The sequence below is a fragment of the Micromonospora sp. NPDC047521 genome (assembly GCF_055587305.1).
Map to the genome: position 1 here is coordinate 127,574 of NZ_JBVJGN010000012.1, position 17,705 is coordinate 145,278.

General features: G+C 72.9%; 18 protein-coding genes. 7 read left to right on the top strand and 11 right to left on the bottom strand.

The window, feature by feature from the left end; all coding sequences use genetic code 11:
- Positions 1 to 235 precede the first annotated feature (235 nt).
- From ACZ6N8_RS24410 to ACZ6N8_RS24425, 4 genes are all read right to left on the bottom strand, one after another.
- Positions 236 to 703 (bottom strand): winged helix-turn-helix domain-containing protein, encoded by a 468-nt coding sequence (locus ACZ6N8_RS24410; RefSeq protein ID WP_466012900.1) that lies wholly within the window; start codon positions 701 to 703, stop codon positions 236 to 238.
- Between the two features lie 126 nt (positions 704 to 829).
- The gene (locus ACZ6N8_RS24415) at positions 830 to 1,318 is read right to left on the bottom strand and encodes a rhodanese-like domain-containing protein (RefSeq protein WP_364365588.1); all 489 of its coding nucleotides are present in this window, start codon (positions 1,316 to 1,318) and stop codon (positions 830 to 832) included.
- A gap of 49 nt (positions 1,319 to 1,367) precedes the next feature.
- Complete coding sequence (locus ACZ6N8_RS24420) at positions 1,368 to 1,823, bottom strand: cysteine dioxygenase (protein WP_364365591.1); 456 nt, start codon at positions 1,821 to 1,823, stop codon at positions 1,368 to 1,370.
- 104 nt (positions 1,824 to 1,927) lie between these two features.
- Complete coding sequence (locus tag ACZ6N8_RS24425) at positions 1,928 to 2,305, bottom strand: signal peptidase I (RefSeq protein WP_466012843.1); 378 nt, start codon at positions 2,303 to 2,305, stop codon at positions 1,928 to 1,930.
- Between the two features lie 64 nt (positions 2,306 to 2,369).
- Between ACZ6N8_RS24425 and ACZ6N8_RS24430 the strand changes: the two genes are divergently transcribed.
- Positions 2,370 to 2,762, top strand: coding sequence for an ankyrin repeat domain-containing protein (locus tag ACZ6N8_RS24430; protein WP_364365596.1), 393 nt, complete (start codon positions 2,370 to 2,372; stop codon positions 2,760 to 2,762).
- Between the two features lie 32 nt (positions 2,763 to 2,794).
- Complete coding sequence (locus ACZ6N8_RS24435) at positions 2,795 to 3,745, top strand: DUF3500 domain-containing protein (RefSeq protein ID WP_466012844.1); 951 nt, start codon at positions 2,795 to 2,797, stop codon at positions 3,743 to 3,745.
- A gap of 19 nt (positions 3,746 to 3,764) precedes the next feature.
- Here the strand turns inward: ACZ6N8_RS24435 and ACZ6N8_RS24440 are convergent, their stop codons facing one another.
- The 7 genes from ACZ6N8_RS24440 to ACZ6N8_RS24470 form a co-directional block, all read right to left on the bottom strand.
- Positions 3,765 to 3,899: a hypothetical protein gene (locus ACZ6N8_RS24440; protein WP_466012845.1), complete on the bottom strand. Its 135-nt coding sequence runs from the start codon at positions 3,897 to 3,899 to the stop codon at positions 3,765 to 3,767.
- A 58-nt stretch (positions 3,900 to 3,957) separates the two neighbouring features.
- Complete coding sequence (locus tag ACZ6N8_RS24445; RefSeq protein ID WP_466012846.1) at positions 3,958 to 4,449, bottom strand: DUF2231 domain-containing protein; 492 nt, start codon at positions 4,447 to 4,449, stop codon at positions 3,958 to 3,960.
- 146 nt (positions 4,450 to 4,595) lie between these two features.
- Positions 4,596 to 5,336 (bottom strand): GAF and ANTAR domain-containing protein, encoded by a 741-nt coding sequence (locus ACZ6N8_RS24450; protein ID WP_466012847.1) that lies wholly within the window; start codon positions 5,334 to 5,336, stop codon positions 4,596 to 4,598.
- A gap of 180 nt (positions 5,337 to 5,516) precedes the next feature.
- Positions 5,517 to 7,808: an accessory Sec system translocase SecA2 gene (secA2, locus tag ACZ6N8_RS24455; protein ID WP_466012848.1), complete on the bottom strand. Its 2,292-nt coding sequence runs from the start codon at positions 7,806 to 7,808 to the stop codon at positions 5,517 to 5,519.
- 73 nt (positions 7,809 to 7,881) lie between these two features.
- The gene (locus tag ACZ6N8_RS24460; RefSeq protein ID WP_466012849.1) at positions 7,882 to 9,633 is read right to left on the bottom strand and encodes an ABC transporter ATP-binding protein; all 1,752 of its coding nucleotides are present in this window, start codon (positions 9,631 to 9,633) and stop codon (positions 7,882 to 7,884) included.
- Positions 9,634 to 9,674: 41 nt separating this feature from the next.
- Positions 9,675 to 10,763 (bottom strand): zinc-binding dehydrogenase, encoded by a 1,089-nt coding sequence (locus ACZ6N8_RS24465; RefSeq protein WP_466012850.1) that lies wholly within the window; start codon positions 10,761 to 10,763, stop codon positions 9,675 to 9,677.
- On the bottom strand, positions 10,756 to 11,766 hold the full coding sequence (locus tag ACZ6N8_RS24470) for a Gfo/Idh/MocA family protein (protein WP_466012851.1): 1,011 nt from the start codon (positions 11,764 to 11,766) through the stop codon (positions 10,756 to 10,758). The genes ACZ6N8_RS24465 and ACZ6N8_RS24470 overlap by 8 nt, the downstream gene beginning before the upstream one ends.
- A gap of 230 nt (positions 11,767 to 11,996) precedes the next feature.
- Between ACZ6N8_RS24470 and ACZ6N8_RS24475 the strand changes: the two genes are divergently transcribed.
- From ACZ6N8_RS24475 to ctaD, 5 genes are all read left to right on the top strand, one after another.
- Complete coding sequence (locus ACZ6N8_RS24475) at positions 11,997 to 12,980, top strand: glucosyl-3-phosphoglycerate synthase (RefSeq protein WP_387122640.1); 984 nt, start codon at positions 11,997 to 11,999, stop codon at positions 12,978 to 12,980.
- Between the two features lie 19 nt (positions 12,981 to 12,999).
- Complete coding sequence (locus tag ACZ6N8_RS24480; protein ID WP_466012852.1) at positions 13,000 to 14,157, top strand: glycosyltransferase; 1,158 nt, start codon at positions 13,000 to 13,002, stop codon at positions 14,155 to 14,157.
- Between the two features lie 85 nt (positions 14,158 to 14,242).
- A complete protein-coding gene (locus tag ACZ6N8_RS24485; protein ID WP_466012853.1) occupies positions 14,243 to 14,701 on the top strand; it encodes a DUF4383 domain-containing protein in 459 nt (152 codons plus the stop codon).
- A gap of 93 nt (positions 14,702 to 14,794) precedes the next feature.
- Positions 14,795 to 15,523 carry an STAS domain-containing protein gene (locus ACZ6N8_RS24490; RefSeq protein WP_466012854.1) on the top strand — a complete coding sequence of 243 codons (729 nt, stop codon included), beginning with the start codon at positions 14,795 to 14,797 and terminating at the stop codon, positions 15,521 to 15,523.
- A 123-nt stretch (positions 15,524 to 15,646) separates the two neighbouring features.
- Positions 15,647 to 17,638: an aa3-type cytochrome oxidase subunit I gene (ctaD, locus tag ACZ6N8_RS24495; protein ID WP_466012855.1), complete on the top strand. Its 1,992-nt coding sequence runs from the start codon at positions 15,647 to 15,649 to the stop codon at positions 17,636 to 17,638.
- The last annotated feature ends 67 nt before the right edge of the window (positions 17,639 to 17,705 follow it).

Genomic DNA, 17,705 nt, shown 5'->3' on the forward strand with positions numbered 1-17,705 from the left:
ATCTCCCCACGGCCCGGGACGCCGCTTCATCGATGCTTCCCGGCGTCCGGGCGAGGGTCAAGAGGCGGCTGCGTTGCATGAATGTGACAATTGACGAACACATCGGAGCCGGGTGCTCGCTCTGCGTACGAAGCCAGATGATTACAGCAGAGCCTGCGAGATGCCCCGTTACGGGGGTCCCCGCCCGGTTCACCGGGGCCGGTCACGTCACGTCCGGCCGCCACCCGGCAGGTGCTCAGCGCGCGTGGTCCACGCTGATCCGCGCCTCGTCGGCCAGCCGGTAACCGACCCCGTAGACGGTGGTGACCAGCTCGGTGCCGTCCAACTTGGCGCGCAGTCGCCGGACGTGCACGTCCACCGTCCGGGCCACCGCGTGCTCGTAGCCCCAGACGCTCGACAGCAGTTGCAGGCGGGTGAACACCCGTCGGGGCCGCTCGGCCAGGAACAGCAGCAGCTCGTACTCGATGCGGGTCAGCGCGACGACCTGCTCGCCCCGCAGGACCATCCGCGAGCCGGCCAGGATGTGCACGTGGTCCGCGTCGCCGGCCTGCTCGACGGTGCTCGGCGCGGTGCGCGGCCGGGGCACGTCCTCGACGGCGCGCAGCTGGCCCTCACCGGATTCGGCCAGCTCCCCGATGAGCTGCACCAGCCGGGCCAGCCGCGGGGTCAGCGGCCCGGCCGCGAGGTCGAGGGTGATGGTCAGGGTCGGGCCGGTGCGCGGCCGGACGGCGCGGGCCGCCGGGTGGTGGGGGCGGGTGGGGATGGCGACGACGGACATGGTGCCTCCTGAGATGGCGGTACGACCGCCACGCCCGGTGCGGCGTGGCGGTCAGTGGCGCGCCGACCCGGCGGTGACCGGGGACGCGAGAGGGAACGCGCGGTGCAGCGGGGTCGGACCGAGAGCCGGCAGGCCGGCGATCCGCCAGGCCGCGAACCCGCCGACCACGTCGGTGGCGCGGCGCAGGCCGATGTCCTGCAACGCGGCGGCGGCCAGTGACGAGGTGTAGCCCTCCTGGCAGAGGATCACCACAGGTACGTCGTAGTCGACCGCCTCGGGCAGGCGGGCCGGGCAGCGCGGGTCGAAGCGCCACTCCAGCACGTTGCGCTCGACGGCGAGCGAACCCGGCACCACGCCGTGCGCGGCCCGCTGGGCGGCCGGCCGGATGTCGACCAGGAGCGCGCCGCTCCGGTACGCCAGGTGCGCGCGTTCCGGGTCGAGCCGGTCGAGCCGGGCGCGGGCGGCGGCCAGGATCTCGTCGATGCCCTGGGAGCCCGGCGGCGGTACGGGGGCCGGACAGTGCTCGGCGGTCGTCAGCATCATCGGTTCCTTCCGGTGCGTGGGTGGTTGGTTCGGGGCTGGGCGGCGCTCACCAGGAGCGTCCGGCCTCGGCGACCTCGGCGACCCGCAGCCGTCCGTCGAGCAGGTGGTAGCGGGTCATCCGGCGCAGCGCCGGCCGGTAGACGTGCACGCTGACCGCAGGCGTCGTACCCCTGTTGGTCACCTGGTGGACGTGGCGGGCGCCGAAGCGCCGGCCGGCGCCGGCGGGCAGCAGCCGTGGACGCAGCCGGCCGGCGGCGACGGTCTCCTCGGTGAGGGCGCCGGCGACGACCCGGAACGCCCCGGCGGAGCCGCCGTGGTCGTGCAGGTCGGTGCCCTGGCCGGGCAGCCAGCTCAGTGCCCACACCTCGTGGTCGTCGTCGGCGGCGAGGCGCGCGTACCAGCGCTCGGCGGCGTCGAACCGCAGCGGCACCGGCCAGCCGGTCGGGTCGGCCCACCGGGCGGCGACGGCGAGCAGGTCACGCTCCGGGCTGTGGTGGATCATGGCGGTCCTCGCGGGGTCGTTCGGTGGGGTGCCTCCGTACTCTAGCCGGCAAAGCCTATAGGTTTAGTAGGTAATTCCGTCTGGTGGGACGGCGTCCGTCGGCCTCAGCGCAGCACCGGAGGGTCCACCCGGTAGCCGGGCACCGACGGCCACCGGACGGTAAGCACCACCGACGCGCGTTCGGCGTACCACGAGTGGTCCACCCCGCGGCCCCACACCACGTAGTCACCCGGCTCGGCCAACCGCACCGTCCGGTCCGGCAACTCCACCCGGAAACACCCCTCGACGAGCACGAGCAGAGTGGTACGCCGCTCCCCCGTCGCCCACCGCGACCGGGCCTGCCCCGGCGGGTGCACACCCCACTTCACCTCGACGTCGGTGCTGTGCCGCACCTCCCCGGGTGGCGCGAAGTGCCCCAGCAGCCAGCCTGCGTCCGCGGCGCCGTCGACACCCGCGTTGCCCACGTACACCGTCTCACCCATCGGACCCCTCTCCCCGCACGCCGGCCGAGCAACGTATCAGGGCGCCAGGGCCTAACCTGGAGCAGTGACCGACGACCTCGACGCCGCGACGCTGGCGTTCGCCCACCGGATGTTCGACCTGGCCCGCTCGGGCTCCACCGAGGAGCTGGCCGCGCAGCTCGACGCCGGCCTGCCGGTCAACCTCACCAACGACAAGGGAGACACGCTGCTGATCCTGGCCGCGTACCACTCCCACCCGGACACGGTGGCCGCCCTGCTCAGCCGCGGCGCCGACCACAGCCGGGTCAACGACCGGGGCCAGACGGCCCTGGCCGCCGCCGTCTTCCGCAGCAGCACCGACGCCGTCCGCGCGCTGCTCGCGGCCGGAGCCGACCCGGCGCACGGCAGCCCGTCCGCTGCGGAGACCGCCCAGTTCTTCGACCTGCCGGAGATGACCGAACTGCTGCGCGCCGGCTGACGCCGACCCCGGCCGACAGGTATACAGGGTCGGTGGAAGATCCTCTGCCCGAGCAGATGCGCACCGCCGGCACGGCTCTGCTGGCCGCGCTCGATCCGGCGGCCCGCGACCAGGCGGTTCACCAGTTCGACGACGAGCCCGCCCGACGCTGGCTGGAGTACCGGCCCCGACCCCGACCCGGGGTCAGCCTCGCCGAGCTGGACGTCGTCGGGCGCAAGGCCGCACACCGGCTGCTCGCCACGGCGCTCAGCCCGTCCGCGTACGCGCAGGCGATGGCGATCATCGCGCTGGAGGAGGTCCTCGACCGCGCCGAGGGATGGCGTCGCGGGCGACACAGCGGCGACTACTGGGTCGCCGTGTTCGGTGATCCGGCGCGTGACGACCGCTGGTCGTGGCGGCTGGAGGGACACCACCTGTCGGTGACCATGACCGTCGTGGACGACCAGGTCTCCCCCGCGCCGATCTTCTTCGGCGCCAACCCGGCGGCCGTGCGGTACGCCGGCCGCCCGGTCTCCCGGCCACTCGGTGTCGAGGAGGACCTCGCCCGCGCCCTGCTCGACGCGCTCGACCCGGCCGGGCGATCCGCCGCGATCATCGCCGACGAGGCGCCCGCGGACATCATCAGCGCCACCCGCGCCCACGTCGACACTCCGCTGGAGCCGCTGGGCGTGCCGGCCGGCCGACTGGGACCGACCGGCCGGGCACTGCTGGACCAGGTGGTCGCGCTCTACCTGGACCGGCTGCCACCGGAGCTGGCCGTCCGCGAGGCGAGGCGTCTCGACGGGGGCGAGCTGCACTTCGCCTGGGCCGGCCCGACCCGTCCGGGGCGGCGCCACTACTACCGGATCCAGGGCGACGACCTGTTGATCGAGTACGACAACACCACCGAGGACGGCAACCACGCGCACACCGTCCTGCGCCGCCCCGCCAGCGACTTCGGTGCCGACGTCCTGGCGGACCACCACGAGTCCCACCCCCACTGACGGCCGTCCCGGGAGGCGATCAGGGGTGGACGGCGTCGATGAGGAAGCGGGTGGACCGGGCCTCGAACGGGCCGTACGTGCTGATCCGCTGGTGCAGGGCGTGCAGTTGGGGGCGGTAGCGGTCCACCGTGAAGCCGGGCACAGTCCAGATCACTTTGCAGGAACCAGACCACCGCGCCGGGGGCAACACATTTGCCGCCGTACGCGCCCGGTCAGGGACGCGGGCGGGCGACCTCGACTGTGGAGCCGGCGAGCGCGTCGAGGCTGCCGGTCTCGGCGCGGCTGGTGTCGAACTGGCGCATGAGCCGGGCGCCCAGGCGTACGCCGACCCCACCGGCGACAAGCGCGACAAGCTCGGTGAGCAGGATCGCGACCGTCGCGCCGCGCTGCGGCGACTGCGCGCGCACCAGGCAGGTGACCAGGAACAGGCCGGCCATCGCCGCATTCACCAGGTTGAAGGCGACGGCGGTGCGGCGGGTGCGGTCGACAGGCACGTCCCACAGGTCGACCATGCCGGCGACCGCGGTCATCGCGGCGGCGAACAGGGCGGCGACGCCGGTCCAGTAGCCGACCTCGCCCAGGAACGCCGGCCCGCCGATGACATCGCTCAGGTCGAAGACGGTGGCGCTGACGAACAGCCCGAGCGGAAACGTCACGAGCATCGGTTGGATGGGGTGCCCCTGCACCCGCAGCCGGCTCTGCATTCGTCCTCCCCAGGGTCGGCGCAGCTCACCAGTACCAGAGTGCTACCCGTGCCCCGTCTTCACGAAACGACGCCGCCCGAATCGCCGCCGCGCGCCAGAGCGGGCGGTGGTGCCCTGTCGGGTACGGCGAGGAGTGGCCCGTCCGGTCAGCTCTCGCGCTGGCGGGAGACCGTCCGCACCAGACGCTCGGCCACCTCGCGCAGCGGGATGTCCAGCGAGGACGCGGCGGTGCGCAGCACGTCCAGGGCCTCGGCCGGCGGGCAGCCCCGCTGCGTCATGATCACGCCGACGGCCTGGCCGACCACGCCGTCGAGCAGCAGCTCGGCGTCGCGCTCGCCGGCCATCTCGGCCTGCCGGCCCCGGTCCCGCACGGCGGCCAGCAGCAGGCCGGCGTGTTCGGCGAGCAGCATCGCGGTCAGTTGGTGTTGCGGGGTGAGCAGGTTCGGTCCGGCGGCGTACAGGTTGATGGCCCCGATCACCTGGTCGTCGATGTCCACCGGGGCGGAGATCACCCCGCGCACGCCGAGGTCGCGGGCGCGCGCCGTCCAGGCGGGCCAGCGCGGTTCACCGGCGAGGTCCACGGCGAGGATCATCTCGCGGCGCCGGATCGCGCTCATCGCCGGCGAGTCCGGGCCGTGGCGCAGATCGTCAAGGCCTGCCAGCCGCTCGTCGGAGGCGGCCACACCGGCCGGCTCGCCGGCGCGCAGCGCCGTGAATCCGCACCAGCGCACCCCGGCCACCGCGTCGCGGGTGACCCGGACCAGCGCCAGCAGCGCCTCATCGAAATCGGTCAGCGCGATCAGGCCGGCGGTCAACTCCCGCAGCAGCGCAGCGGTCTCCAGTACGCCCAGGTTGTGCACCACGGGCTCCCGCGTGTCCAGGTTCACTGGTCCGCAGCTCCCGTACGCCTCGGTGGCCGCCCAGCCGGCATCGTCACCTGTGTCATCGTCTGCTCTCTTCCGACTTGACCGACCCGCCGTACTACCCTGCGAAACCCGGGTCGAAACGGCGTAAAACGGGGCTCCTGCCGCATCGGGTGGCGCGCCGGCAGGAGCCCCGCGAAAGCGTCAGCGCGAGGCGCCGCTGAGCCGCCGGCCGATCGACGCGATCAGGCGGTCGAGCTCGGAGCCGAAGGGGTTGTCGTGCACCAGGTACGTCCAGGTGGCGGTCGGGCGTACCAGGGTGCTGTCGTCGGGCTCCCAGTCCTCGTCGAATTCGGTCTCGGTGAACGTGGCGATGGTGCGGGCCTCGATCTCCGGGATCAGGTTGTTGAAGGCCGGCACGGCGGCCCGGTGGAACTCGTCGAGCGGGTCGAGCCGGCCCAGCGCCCGCAGGTGCACGCCCTCGCGGACCTCCGACAGCTCGGACAGGTGCTCGGCCCAGAGCCGGTCCAGGTGGTAGAGGGCGATCGACCGGGCCGCCCGGGCGAGCAGGTCCTCGTCCATCTCGCCGGCCTTCTCGGGCACCTTGTCCAGCAGCATGAGCGCTGCCACGTCACTGGTCAGCAGCCGCTCCCGGCGCTGGGCCAGGGCCTTGCGCTGCTGCTCGATCACCACGCTGTAGCGCCAGGTGTTGCGGTGGATCTCGTGGTTGACGCCCTCGGCGACCCGCTGGGCGTGCTCCACCGCGTAGTCGACCTGCTCGTCGGTGACCAGGCCGTCGGCGTTCATCCGCGGCGACGCGGGCACCGAGTCGGCGGCGTGGCGGACGACGAGGTCGTCCTCCAGGCTCACGAAGAAGACCGAGCCACCGGGGTCGCCCTGCCGGCCGGCCCGGCCGCGCAGCTGGTCGTCGACCCGCCGGCTGTCGTGCCGGCCGCTGCCGATCACGTAGAGCCCACCCAGCTCGGCCACCCGATCCTGGTCGGCCTGGTCGCTGCCGCCGAGCCGGATGTCCACGCCCCGGCCGGCCATCTGGGTGGAGACGGTCACCGCGCCGTACGCGCCAGCCTCGGCGATGATCGCCGCTTCCTCGTCGTCGTTCTTGGCGTTGAGGACCACGCAGGGCACCCCGGCCGCGTTGAGGCCGGCGGCCAGCGCCTCGGACTCCTTGACGTCGAGCGTGCCGACAAGCACCGGCCGCCCCTTGGCGTGCCAGCGCTGGATCTCGTCGATCAGCGCCTCGTCCTTCTCCGCCCGGGTGGCGTAGATGCGGTCCGGCTCGTCCTCGCGCACGCACGGCGTGTTCGGTGGGATCACCGCCACCTCGAGGCCGAAGAACTCCCGCAGCTGGTCCCCGACCAGCACCGCGGTGGCGGTCATGCCGCACACCTTCGGGTAGAGGGCGATGAACGCCTGCACGGCGATGGTGCCCAGCACCTCGCCCTCGGCGGTGGCGTCCAGGCCCTCCTTGGCCTCGACCGCCGCCTGGAGCCCGTCGGGCCAACGGCGGCGCTGGGCCACCCGACCGCGCATCTCGTCGATCAGCTCGACCGAGCCGTCGCGGACGATGTAGTCCACGTCGCGGTGCAGCAGGGCGTGCGCGTGCAACGCCACGTTGACGGCGGAGAGCTGCGCGACGTGTTCCTCGTCGTACAGGTCGATGCCCAGCTTGGCCTCGATGGCGGCCAGGCCGGCGGAGGTGAACGCCACGCTGCGCCCGTCCTCGGCGACTGTGAAGTGCCGGTCCTTGCGCAGCCCGCGCACCAGCGCGGCGGCGGCGTGCACCGGGTCCTGCTCGCCCGGCACCGCGCCGGCGAGGACCATCGGCACCCGGGCCTCGTCGATCATGATCGAGTCGGCCTCGTCGACGATGGCGGTGGTCAGCGGCGGCTGCACCCGGTCGGCGATGTCGGTGACCAGCTGGTCGCGCAGGTAGTCGAAGCCCGCCTCGCTGACCGACACGTAGGTGACGTCGCAGGCGTACGCGTCGCGCCGCTCCTGCGGGCTGGAGGCCTCGTTGACCCAGCCCACGGTCAGGCCGAGCAGGGTGTAGACCGGCTCCATCCACTGGGCGTCGCGGCGGGCCAGGTAGTCGTTCACCGTGAGCACGTGCACCGGCCCGTTTCCGAGCCGAACGTGCCCGTACGCGGCGATCGCGGCGGTCAGGGTCTTGCCCTCACCGGTGGCCATCTCGGCGACCTTGCCGGACAGCAGCGCCATCGCGCCGAGCAGCTGCACGTCGTACGGCCGCTGGTCGAGGCCCCGACGGGCGGCCTCGCGGCCGACGGCGCAGATCTCCTCGTAACCGGTGGCGGCGCCGGCGGCCTCGGTCAGCTCGGCGTCGTCGAGCGCGGCGAGGTCGGCCTCGCGCGCCTCGATCGCCGGCAGCATCTTCTCCAGAGGAGCGAGTTCGACGGTCGAGCCCGGGCGCTGGAGGAACCGCCGGAACTTGCTCTTGAACCGTTGCGAGACACCCATGAGCGGCAACGGTACGCGATCCGCGGCCGCTTGCGCGGCCCGGCCGCCGGCATGTCCGCCCCGGGCCGGCGGCTCAGGCGACCAGTAGCTGGTGGGCGGCCAACTCCCGGTAGAGCGGGTCGGTGGCACTCAGCTCGGCGTGGGTGCCCACGGCCACCACCCGGCCGCCGTCGAGGACGACGATCTGGTCGGCGTCGACGACTGTGGCGAGCCGGTGCGCCACGATCAACAACGTCCGGCGGACGGCCACCGCGTCGATGGCGCGGCGCAGGGCGGCCTCGTTGCGCGAGTCGAGGTTGCTTGTCGGTTCGTCGAGCAGCAGCACCGGCGGGCCGGCCAGGAGCGCCCGGGCGATGGCCAGGCGCTGCCGTTCGCCACCGGAGAGCAGCACGCCTCCCTCGCCGACCTGGACGTCCAGGCCCTGCGGGGTGCGGTCGGCGAGGTGCGCGAGGTTGACCTCGTCGAGGACTGTGCGCAACCGGTCGTCGGAGGCGTCCGGGGTGGTGATCAGGAGGTTCTCGCGCAGCGTGCCGGCGAGTACGGGGGCCTCCTGCTCGACGTAGCCCAGCCGGGCGCGCAGCGCGTCGCGGGGCAGGTCCCGCACGTCGGTGCCGTCCAGGCAGACCGCGCCGCCGCTCACCTCGTAGAAGCGTTCGACAAGGGCCAGCAGTGTCGACTTGCCGGCGCCCGACGGGCCGACCAGGGCGGTCCGGGTGCCGGCCGGCACCGCGAAGCTCACCTCGTGCAGCACCGGCGCCCCGCCGGGGTAGCCGAACCCCACCCGGTCGAACTCGATCATCGGGGCGGGTCGGCGCGGGGTCGCCGTGGCGCCCCCGGCCGCCGGCCGGTCCGCCGCGCCCTCCGCCGGCACGGTCAGGATCTCCTCGATCCGCTGCAACGCGCCCAGGCCGGACTGCAACTGGGTGTACGCGCGCAGCACCTGACCCAGCGGCAGGGCCAGGAAGAACAGGTACATGACGAAGGCGACCAGATCGCCGACGGTGATCGCGCCGGCGGCCACCCGGGCGCCGCCGACGCCCAGCACCAGCAGGAAGGCACCCTGCACGGTGACCGAGCCCACGGGTCCGACCACCGCCTGCACCCGGGCCACCCGCAGTCCCGCCGCGTACGCCTCGCGGGCGCTGCCGGTGACCGTCTCGGCCTCCCGGGCCTCGGCGCGGCTGGCCCGGATGGTCCGGGCCGCGGAGATGGCCCGCTCGACCGCGGAGGTCATCTCGCCGATCCGTTCCTGGGCGGCGCGGGCGAGAGCGCGGACCCGGCGGGCGAACGTGAGCGCGAAGCCCAGACCGAGGCCCACCCCGAGCAGGGTGACACCGAACAGCAGCGGGTCGAGCAGCACCATCGCGGTGCCGGCCCCGAGCACCATCACCGCCCCGGTGACCGTCTCGAACAGGCCGGAGGTGACGACCGCGCGCAGCAGGGTGGTGTCGGAGCCGAGCCGGGAGAGCAGGTCGCCGGTGCGCCGGCTGTCGTACTCGGCGATGGGCAGCCGCAGCAGGTGCCCGGCCAGCCGCCGCCGGGTGCCCAGCACGAGCCCCTCGGCGGTGCGTTGCAGCAGGTAGTCGCGCAGACCGCCGATCGCCGCGCCGAGCAGCACGAGGGCCACCAGCGCCGCGACGAGGTCGGACACCCCGAGACCGCCGCTGACCCGGTCGAGCACCGACCGGGTCAGCAGCGGCTGGGCGAGGGACGCCGCCGCGCCGACGAGCGACAGCGCGCCCACCACGGCGAGGGTGCCGCGGTGGTCCCGCAGGTACGGCAGCAGCGCGGCCAGGCCGGGAGGCCGGCGCTCGGAAGCGGTCATGCCGGGAACGGTAGTCCGCCCGGTCCCGCCCGGACGCCGGGTCAGGCGGCCAGTACCACCTGCAGTTCCTGCCGTCGACGTTCGGCCAGGTCGGTGAGCAGCGTGGCCGCCTCGTCGAACGGCACCACCGCCGAGACCAGGTGCTTGCGGATCCCGTCGCCGTACGCCCGCAGCAGCTCGATCGTCTCGGCGGACAGCCGTTCCCGGTCCCAGGTGGGGGCGAGCCCGCGCGGCACCCGGCCGATCTGGGCGCAGCGCAGCGCCAGCCCGTTGTGGTGGAACTCCTCGCCGAGGCGGACGGCGTCCGCGCCGCCCTGGTAGAAGGCGAGGTCGATGACCGTGCCCTGCGGTCGGAGCAGCCGCAGGGCGAGCTGCAACGCCCACGCCTGCCCCCGGCACTGGAACACCACGTCGGCGCCCCGGTCGCCGGCGGTGTGCGCCCACCGGGTCTTGAGCACGGCCGCCGGGTCGTCCGCCTCGGGGTCGAGGGTCTCCAGGCCGAGCGCCTCGGCGACCTGCCGGCGCTGTGGGGTCGGGTCGAGCACCACCACGGAGGCGGCGCCGTGCCGCCTGGCGAACAGGGCGGTCAGCAGGGCCACCACACCGGCGCCGACCACCGCGACGCGCCTGCCGCGGACGCCGTCGCCGAGCGAGCGCACGTCCGTGCCGTGCAGGTCGGCGGCGGCGTGCAGCAGACCGTTGGCGCAGATCGGCCCCATGTGCGCGACGTAGACGCCGAGCAGCGGGTCCAGGTCGTCGGGCAGCGGCACGAACCGTTCGGCGACCGGGTCGGCCAGCCAGCCGGTGCGGTGCCCGTACGTCATCGCGCCGACCGTGCCCACCGCGACGGCCGGGGTGTCGCTCTCCACCACCCGGCCCACCTGCATGTAGCCCAGCCGGTTCACCGGGTACGGGGTGCTCGCCTCGCCCGGCTGGAACAGCCCCAGGTCGGCGTTCCAGGTGACGTTCAGGTACGGGTTCGTGCCCTTGACGTAGCTCAACTCGGTGCCTGCGGAGACGCCGCTGAACAGCGTCTCGACCCGGAAGGTGCCGGGGCGCAGCGGCGCGGCGTCCTGCTCCACCACCTCGACGCGGCCCGGCCCGGTGACCACCACCACCTTGTCACGCATCGACTGTCACCCCGGAAGTGAGCACCGCGGGGCTGCCGGCGGTGGTGAGCCGCACGGTCGCGCCGGTGCGGGCCGAGTCGGAGACCGCGAGGGCCAGTCGCTGGGTGGCAAGCGCCTCGGCGTACGGGACGCGTACGTCGTCGCCGACACCGCGCACCGCGTCGACGAAGGCGCGGTCGACGGCCACCCGCGCGGCCTCGGGGTCGGCCGGGACGTGCCGTTCGCCGTCGGCGTCGCGGATGGTCAGGCCCTCCTCGGTGAGCGACAGCGCCAACCCGTCGGCGAGGATCTCCAGCCCCGCGCGGTGCTTCCAACCGAGCACGCAGGCGGCGCTGAGGGTGCCGACCGCGCCGTTGGTGAAGCGCAGCACGGCGGTGGTCACCGAGTCGATGTCCGCGCCGTCGACAGGCGGGGGCGTTCCGTTGCCGTACGCGGTGACCTCGCTCACCTCGCCGACCAGTACCCTGACCAGGTCCAGCACGTGGGCGGCCTGTTCGACCACCGGGCCGCCGGAGCGGTCGCGCCGCGCCCACCACGCCACCGGTGGGACCTTGTCCAGCCAGGCGCCGCTGACCATCCGCACCGGACGGTCGGCGAGCAGCTCGCGGGCCTCGTCCAGGACGCTCAGGTAACGCCAGTGGTGGCCGACGGCGGTCAGCAGCCCCCGGCGGTTCACCTCGGTGGCGACGCGTTCGGCGGTGGCCAGGTCGACCGCCACCGGCTTCTCCACGAACATCGGCAGCCCGGCGTCGAGGACCGCCTGCTCGGCCGGGCCGTGCGCGAACGGCGGCACACACACGTACACCGCGTCCAAGCCGGCGGCCAGCAGCTCGGCCACGTCGGCGTAGGCGCGCGTCCCGTGCTCGGCGGCCAGCGCGGCCGCGGCGTCGGGCACCACGTCGGTCACCCCGACCAGCTCGACGTCATCGAACCCGCCCAGCACCCGGGCGTGGCGTTGTGCCACTCCCCCGGCGCCGATCAGACCCACCCGGCATGCACGCATTCGACAACCCCTTCGAGAATTTTTCATGAGAGCTGTGAGCAGTCCCCTGGACTGTGCGCAATCAAACGTTCATCCCCCGGGAACGCGACGTCGTCACCCGCGTGATCAAGCTGTTGCCCTGGAAGCGGTTAGCGCGCGGTGGGGAATGGGAACTACCGAACCCGGTTCTTTCCGCCCACGATTCTTAAGGGGTGCCAGTGCGGGATACGACATCGAGCGTGTCACCGGTGGTGGAGGCGTGGGCCACGTACCGGACCACTTCGGCGGCGGACTGGCCGGCACGCCGGCTGCTGCGCGCCAAGGGCGACAGCCGGGTCAGCGTGGTGCTGCCGGCACGCAACGAGGAGGCCACAGTCGGCGCCATCGTGTCGACCATCCGGGAACACCTGATGGACCGGGTGGCCCTGGTCGACGAGCTGATCGTGGTGGATTCCCGGTCGACCGACCGCACCGCGCAGGTGGCCCGGGCGGCCGGCGCGGAGGTGGTCAGCCAGGACGACATGACCCGGGGTCTGCCCCGGCTCACCGGCAAGGGCGACGCGCTCTGGGCCGGCCTGGCCGCGGCCGAGGGCGACGTGGTCGCGTTCATCGACGCCGACCTGCGCGAGTTCCGGCCGCACTTCGTCAGCGGGCTGCTCGGCCCGCTGCTGACCGACCCGTCCGTCGACTTCGTGAAGGGCTTCTACCACCGACCCCTGGTCGGTACGGCGACCGTCGAGCAGGACGGCGGCGGCCGGGTGACCGAACTCATGGCCCGGCCGCTGCTGAACCTGTTCTGGCCGGAGCTGGCCGGCTTCGTGCAGCCGCTCGCCGGCGAGTACGCCGCCCGGCGGGACGTGCTCTCCCGGGTGCCGTTCGTCTCCGGGTACGGCGTGGAGACGGCGATGCTCATCGACCTGCTGGAGCTGGTCGGTCTGGACGCGTTGGCGCAGGTCGACCTCGGTGAGCGCAAGCACCGCCACCAGGACACGGCGGCGCTCGGGCGGATGTCCGCGCAGATCATGTTGACGGCATGGTCCCGGTTGCAGCGGCGCGGCTGGGCGAGCCCCGGAATGTCGCCGGAGGCGCTGCTGACCCAGTTCCGTAGGGGCGGCTCGGACGCGCTGCCGAACCTCGACCGGGAGATCGTGGTCAGCGACGTGTCCGTCGAGGAGCGTCCGCCGCTGGCCGAGCTGCGTCACCGGGTTCCCCGCCGACGGGTGGCCGCGGCATGAGTGGCCGGGAGGTCCTCCGATGAGTCTCACCGTCCTGATGAACGCCGGTCCGTGGCTGTCCGTGCCACCCCCCGGCTACGGCGGCATCGAGAACGTGATCGCCACGTTGGTGCCGGAGCTGCGGCGACTCGGCGTACGGGTGGTGCTCGCCTCGGTGGGCAGCAGCACCCTGCCGGTGGACGACCGGATGTCGGTCTTCGACGACGGGCAGTTCGCCGCGTTGCAGCGCCCGTACAACCAGGTCTGCGGGATCGCCCAGGCGCACCTCGCCGGGGTGGTCCGCGAGCTGCACTCCCGCGACGACATCGACCTGGTGCACGACCACGTGGAGGCCGTCGGGCTGGCCACCCTGGCGGCGATGGGCCCGTCCGGGCCGCCGACCCTGCACACCCTGCACTGGGACCTGGCCAAGCACCCGGCGCTGTACGGCAGCCTGGACGGCGGCGACCGGGTCCGGGTCAACGGCGTCTCCGCGTCCCAGCTGGCCCGGGCGCCGCTGGCGCTGCGGGAGCACTCGGTGGGGCACGTTCACCTGTCCACCCCGCTGGCCGTGGACGCCGACCGCCGGCCCCGCCCGGACAAGGGTGAGCATCTGCTGATCCTCGGCCGGATCAACCCGGGCAAGGGGCAGGACGTCGGCGCGCGGCTGGCGCACCGGGTCGGGATCCCGCTGGTGCTGGCCGGTCCGGTCGGCCCGTACCACCGTCCGGCCGACCTGGCGGCGGCGGGCGACGAGGCCCGGCAGAACCCGGACGTGCGGTTCTTCCTCGACGAGGTGGCGCCGCACGTCGACGGTGACCTGGTCCGCTGGATCGGGACGGTGGCCGGTCAGGAGCGCGACGACCTGCTGGCCAGCGCCCGTGCCTCGCTGTTCCCGCTGCGGTGGGAGGAGCCCGGGGGTACGGCGGTGGTCGAGTCGCTGGCCCTGGGCACGCCTGTGGTGGCGACCGCCCGGGGCTGTCTGCCGGAGCTGATCGAGCACGGCCGCACCGGACTGTTGACGGCAGACGAGGACGAGCTGGCCGACCTCGTGCTGGGCGCCGACCTGCTCGACCCGGACGAGTGCCGGCGGGTGGCCGCGCGTCGGTTCACCCCGGAGGTGATGGCTCAGCGTTACGTCGAGCTGTACCAGCGGGTCCGCGAGCTGGCCGGTACGACCCGGCTGCAACCGGTCTGACCTGCCCCGGTGCCGCCGTCGGTTTGCCGGCGGCGGCACCGGGTATGCGCGACGCCCACGCCCGCCGCGCAGCGAGGAGCCGGTGATGGTCGGACCGATGGCGCACTCCCGGGCCCGGGCCAACCCGGCCGAGGGCAAGCCGCCGGTACGCCGCGCGGCGGCCACTGTGGCGGTGGTGTTCCTGCTGGTCGGGGTGCTCGGTTTCGTGCCGGGGATCACCAGCGGCACGGGTGACCTGCGCTTCGCCGGGCACGGCTCGGGCGCGTTCCTGTTCGGCGCCTTCCAGGTGTCGGTGCTGCACAACCTCGTCCACCTGCTGTTCGGGGTGGCCGGCCTGGCGCTGGCGCGGACGGTCGGCGGGGCGCGGACGTTCCTGATCGGCGGCGGTGCCGTCTACCTGGTGCTCTGGCTGTACGGGCTGGCGGTGGACCACGACACCGGCGCGAACGTGCTGCCGGTCAACGACGCCGACGGCTGGCTGCACCTCGGCCTGGGCGTCGGCATGATCGCCCTGGGCCTGCTGACCGGGAGAGCCCGACGGTGACCTGCGCCTGTGATCCGGTTGGTCCGGTTTGACGCCGGGTGGCCCCGGGTAGTTGGCAGATCCCGACCCACAAAGCGAATCGAGGGAGCCCGGATGCCCAGCCGGATCACCTGCGAGGTGCGCGAAACGGCACCGGTGACGGTCGTCCAGCTCACCGGGGCCCTCGACCTTGGCACCATGCGCTCGGTGCACCAGGCCCTCGACGGGGCGTTGGCCGCCCAGCCGGACGCGCTGGTGATCGATCTCACCGACGTCACCGTGAAAGACCGGCTGGCGCTGTCGGTCTTCGCGGCCACGGCCCGGCGGGCCGAGGAGTGGCCGGCCGTTCCTGTGGTGCTCTGCGCTCCCCCGCCGGCCGCCGCGCGCTGGCTGGCGGAGTCGACGACGTGCCGGGTGGTCCCGGTGTCGCCGGACTGCGCGGAGGCGACCCGAGTGGCCGGCGAAGCCAGTTCGCCCCGGCTGCGGGCCCGGCTGGAGCCGGTGGCCGGGGCCTGCCGGCGGGCGCGGGAGCTGGTCGGGGACGCGTGCACCCGCTGGAACCTGCCCGACGCGGCCGGTCCGGCCGCGCTGGTGCTCAGCGAACTGGTCGGCAACGTGGTCCGCCACGCGGGCACGCCGATGCAGGTGACGCTGACCCTGCGCCGGCCGTACCTGCACGTGGCAGTGGTGGACGGCAGCCGGGCGGCGGCCGAGCCGGCAGGGCTGGACCTGCGCGCCGAGGGTGGCCGAGGCCTGCTTCTGGTGCGGGAGTTGGCGCAGCGGTGGGGCAGCGTGCCGACCGGTCCGGGCAAGGCCGTCTGGGCGCTGGTGCCGGTCGGCTGAGCGTTCACGGTGGTTCCGCCGGTACTGGCGATCTGACCGAAATTACCCCTCTGGCCTGGTTTCATGGTGAGAGGGCAGGGTAGGCACGCCCGTCCTTTTGCCGTCACGACGGGGTGAGCAGCCATGCCCAAGCGGGTAACCACCGAACCCGGTCGCGACCGGGGCCCGGCGATCCTGGCACCGGCACGCTTCGGGGGCTTCCCCGGACCGGTACGGTCGCCGGTCCCCGGCAACTCGTTGATCAAATTCCTGGCCACGACCGACCACAAGCAGATCGGCATCCTGTACCTGCTGACCTCCTTCGGGTTCTTCCTGGTGGCGGGCCTGGAGGCGATGCTGATCCGAGCGGAGCTGGCCCGCCCGGGCATGCAGTTCCTCTCCTCCGAGCAGTACAACCAGCTCTTCACCTCGCACGGCGCGGCGATGCTGCTGCTGTTCGCCACCCCCGCCGCCTTCGGGTTCGGCAACTTCATCGTGCCTATCCAGATCGGCGCCCCGGACGTGTCGTTCCCCCGGCTCAACGCGCTGGCGTACTGGCTGTACCTGTTCGGCGGCCTCATGGTGATCGGCGGGTTCCTCACCCCACAGGGGTCCGCCGACTTCGGCTGGACGGCGTACACCCCGCTGAGCAGTGTGGAGAACAGCCCCGGCGTGGGCGCGAACATGTGGGTGGTCGGCCTGGTCGTCTCCGGCCTCGGCACCATCCTCGGCGCGGTCAACCTGATCACCACGATCCTGACCCTGCGCGCCCCCGGGATGACCATGTTCCGGATGCCGATCTTCACCTGGAACATGCTGTTCACCAGCGTGCTGGTGATCCTGGTGTTCCCGCTGCTGGCCGCGGCCCTGCTGGCGCTCTCGGCCGACCGGCTGCTCAACGCGCACGTCTTCGACGCGGCCACCGGCGGGCCGATGCTCTGGCAGCACCTCTTCTGGTTCTTCGGCCACCCCGAGGTGTACATCATCGCGTTGCCGTTCTTCGGCATCATCACCGAGATCATCCCGGTCTTCTCCCGCAAGCCGCTGTTCGGCTACACAGGCATGGTGCTGGCCACCGTCGCGATCACCGTGCTGTCGATGACGGTGTGGGCGCACCACATGTTCGCCACCGGTCAGGTGCTGCTGCCGTTCTTCAGCATCCTGAGCTACCTGATCGCGGTGCCCACCGGCGTGAAGTTCTTCAACTGGATCGGCACCATGTGGAAGGGGCAGTTGACCTTCGAGACACCGATGCTCTTCTCCATCGGGTTCCTGGTCACCTTCCTGCTCGGTGGGCTCACCGGGGTGCTGCTGGCCAGCCCGCCCGCGGACTGGCACACCCACGACAGCTACTTCGTCGTGGCGCACTTCCACTACGTGGTCTTCGGCACCGTGGTCTTCGCCCTCTTCGCCGGCTACTACTTCTGGTGGCCGAAGATGACCGGTCGGCTGCTCGACGAGCGGCTCGGCAAGGCCCACTTCTGGACCATGTTCATCGGCTTCCACGGCACGTTCCTGGTGCACCACTGGCTGGGCAACGAGGGCATGCCCCGGCGGTACGCCGACTACCTGCCCAGCGACGGCTTCACCACGCTGAACATGATCTCCAGCATCTTCGCCTTCATCCTCGGCCTGTCCACGCTGTTCTTCATCTACAACGCCTGGAAGTCCTGGCGGTACGGGGCGATGGTGACTGTGGACGACCCGTGGGGCTTCGGCAACTCGCTGGAGTGGGCCACGAGCTGCCCACCGCCGCTGCGCAACTTCGACCAGATGCCCCGGATCCGCTCCGAACGGCCCGCGTTCGACCTCAAGTACGGCCCGCTCGTCTCCGACCTCGGCCGGGACCTGCCGCAGCGCACCACCAAGCCGCCGCAGCAGTTCGCCGAGGAGCTGCACATGGAACACCACGTTCCGGAGTCGCCGGCCGCCGAGGGCGCACACGGCGCCCGCGACGCCGCCGAGTACCAGCCGGCGCCCCGCTCCGGCGCGCGCCCGGTGGACGTGCCGGAACCCGAGGGGATAAGGCGTCCGAGCTTCGAGCAGAGCGACCCGCCCCAGGACGCCGAGGACGCGCCCAAGCCGCACGAGCGGTGGCGGCACCCGCACAGCGACGGCAACCCCGAGGACCGCTGACCGCGTACGACGCACGAGGGCCGACACCCACGGGGTGTCGGCCCTCTCGTCGCCTGTCGGCGCTGGG

Bases quoted from the DNA above. Each gene is read 5' to 3' on its own strand.
- ACZ6N8_RS24415 (WP_364365588.1), bottom strand. From the start codon at position 1,318: ATGCTGACGACCGCCGAGCACTGTCCGGCCCCCGTACCGCCGCCGGGC.
- ACZ6N8_RS24420 (WP_364365591.1), bottom strand. From the start codon at position 1,823: ATGATCCACCACAGCCCGGAGCGTGACCTGCTCGCCGTCGCCGCCCGG.
- ACZ6N8_RS24425 (WP_466012843.1), bottom strand. From the start codon at position 2,305: ATGGGTGAGACGGTGTACGTGGGCAACGCGGGTGTCGACGGCGCCGCG.
- ACZ6N8_RS24445 (WP_466012846.1), bottom strand. From the start codon at position 4,449: ATGCAGAGCCGGCTGCGGGTGCAGGGGCACCCCATCCAACCGATGCTC.
- secA2 (WP_466012848.1), bottom strand. From the start codon at position 7,808: ATGGGTGTCTCGCAACGGTTCAAGAGCAAGTTCCGGCGGTTCCTCCAG.
- ACZ6N8_RS24460 (WP_466012849.1), bottom strand. From the start codon at position 9,633: ATGACCGCTTCCGAGCGCCGGCCTCCCGGCCTGGCCGCGCTGCTGCCG.
- ACZ6N8_RS24465 (WP_466012850.1), bottom strand. From the start codon at position 10,763: ATGCGTGACAAGGTGGTGGTGGTCACCGGGCCGGGCCGCGTCGAGGTG.
- ACZ6N8_RS24470 (WP_466012851.1), bottom strand. From the start codon at position 11,766: ATGCGTGCATGCCGGGTGGGTCTGATCGGCGCCGGGGGAGTGGCACAA.
- ACZ6N8_RS24480 (WP_466012852.1), top strand. From the start codon at position 13,000: ATGAGTCTCACCGTCCTGATGAACGCCGGTCCGTGGCTGTCCGTGCCA.
- ACZ6N8_RS24485 (WP_466012853.1), top strand. From the start codon at position 14,243: ATGGTCGGACCGATGGCGCACTCCCGGGCCCGGGCCAACCCGGCCGAG.
- ACZ6N8_RS24490 (WP_466012854.1), top strand. From the start codon at position 14,795: ATGCCCAGCCGGATCACCTGCGAGGTGCGCGAAACGGCACCGGTGACG.
- ctaD (WP_466012855.1), top strand. From the start codon at position 15,647: ATGCCCAAGCGGGTAACCACCGAACCCGGTCGCGACCGGGGCCCGGCG.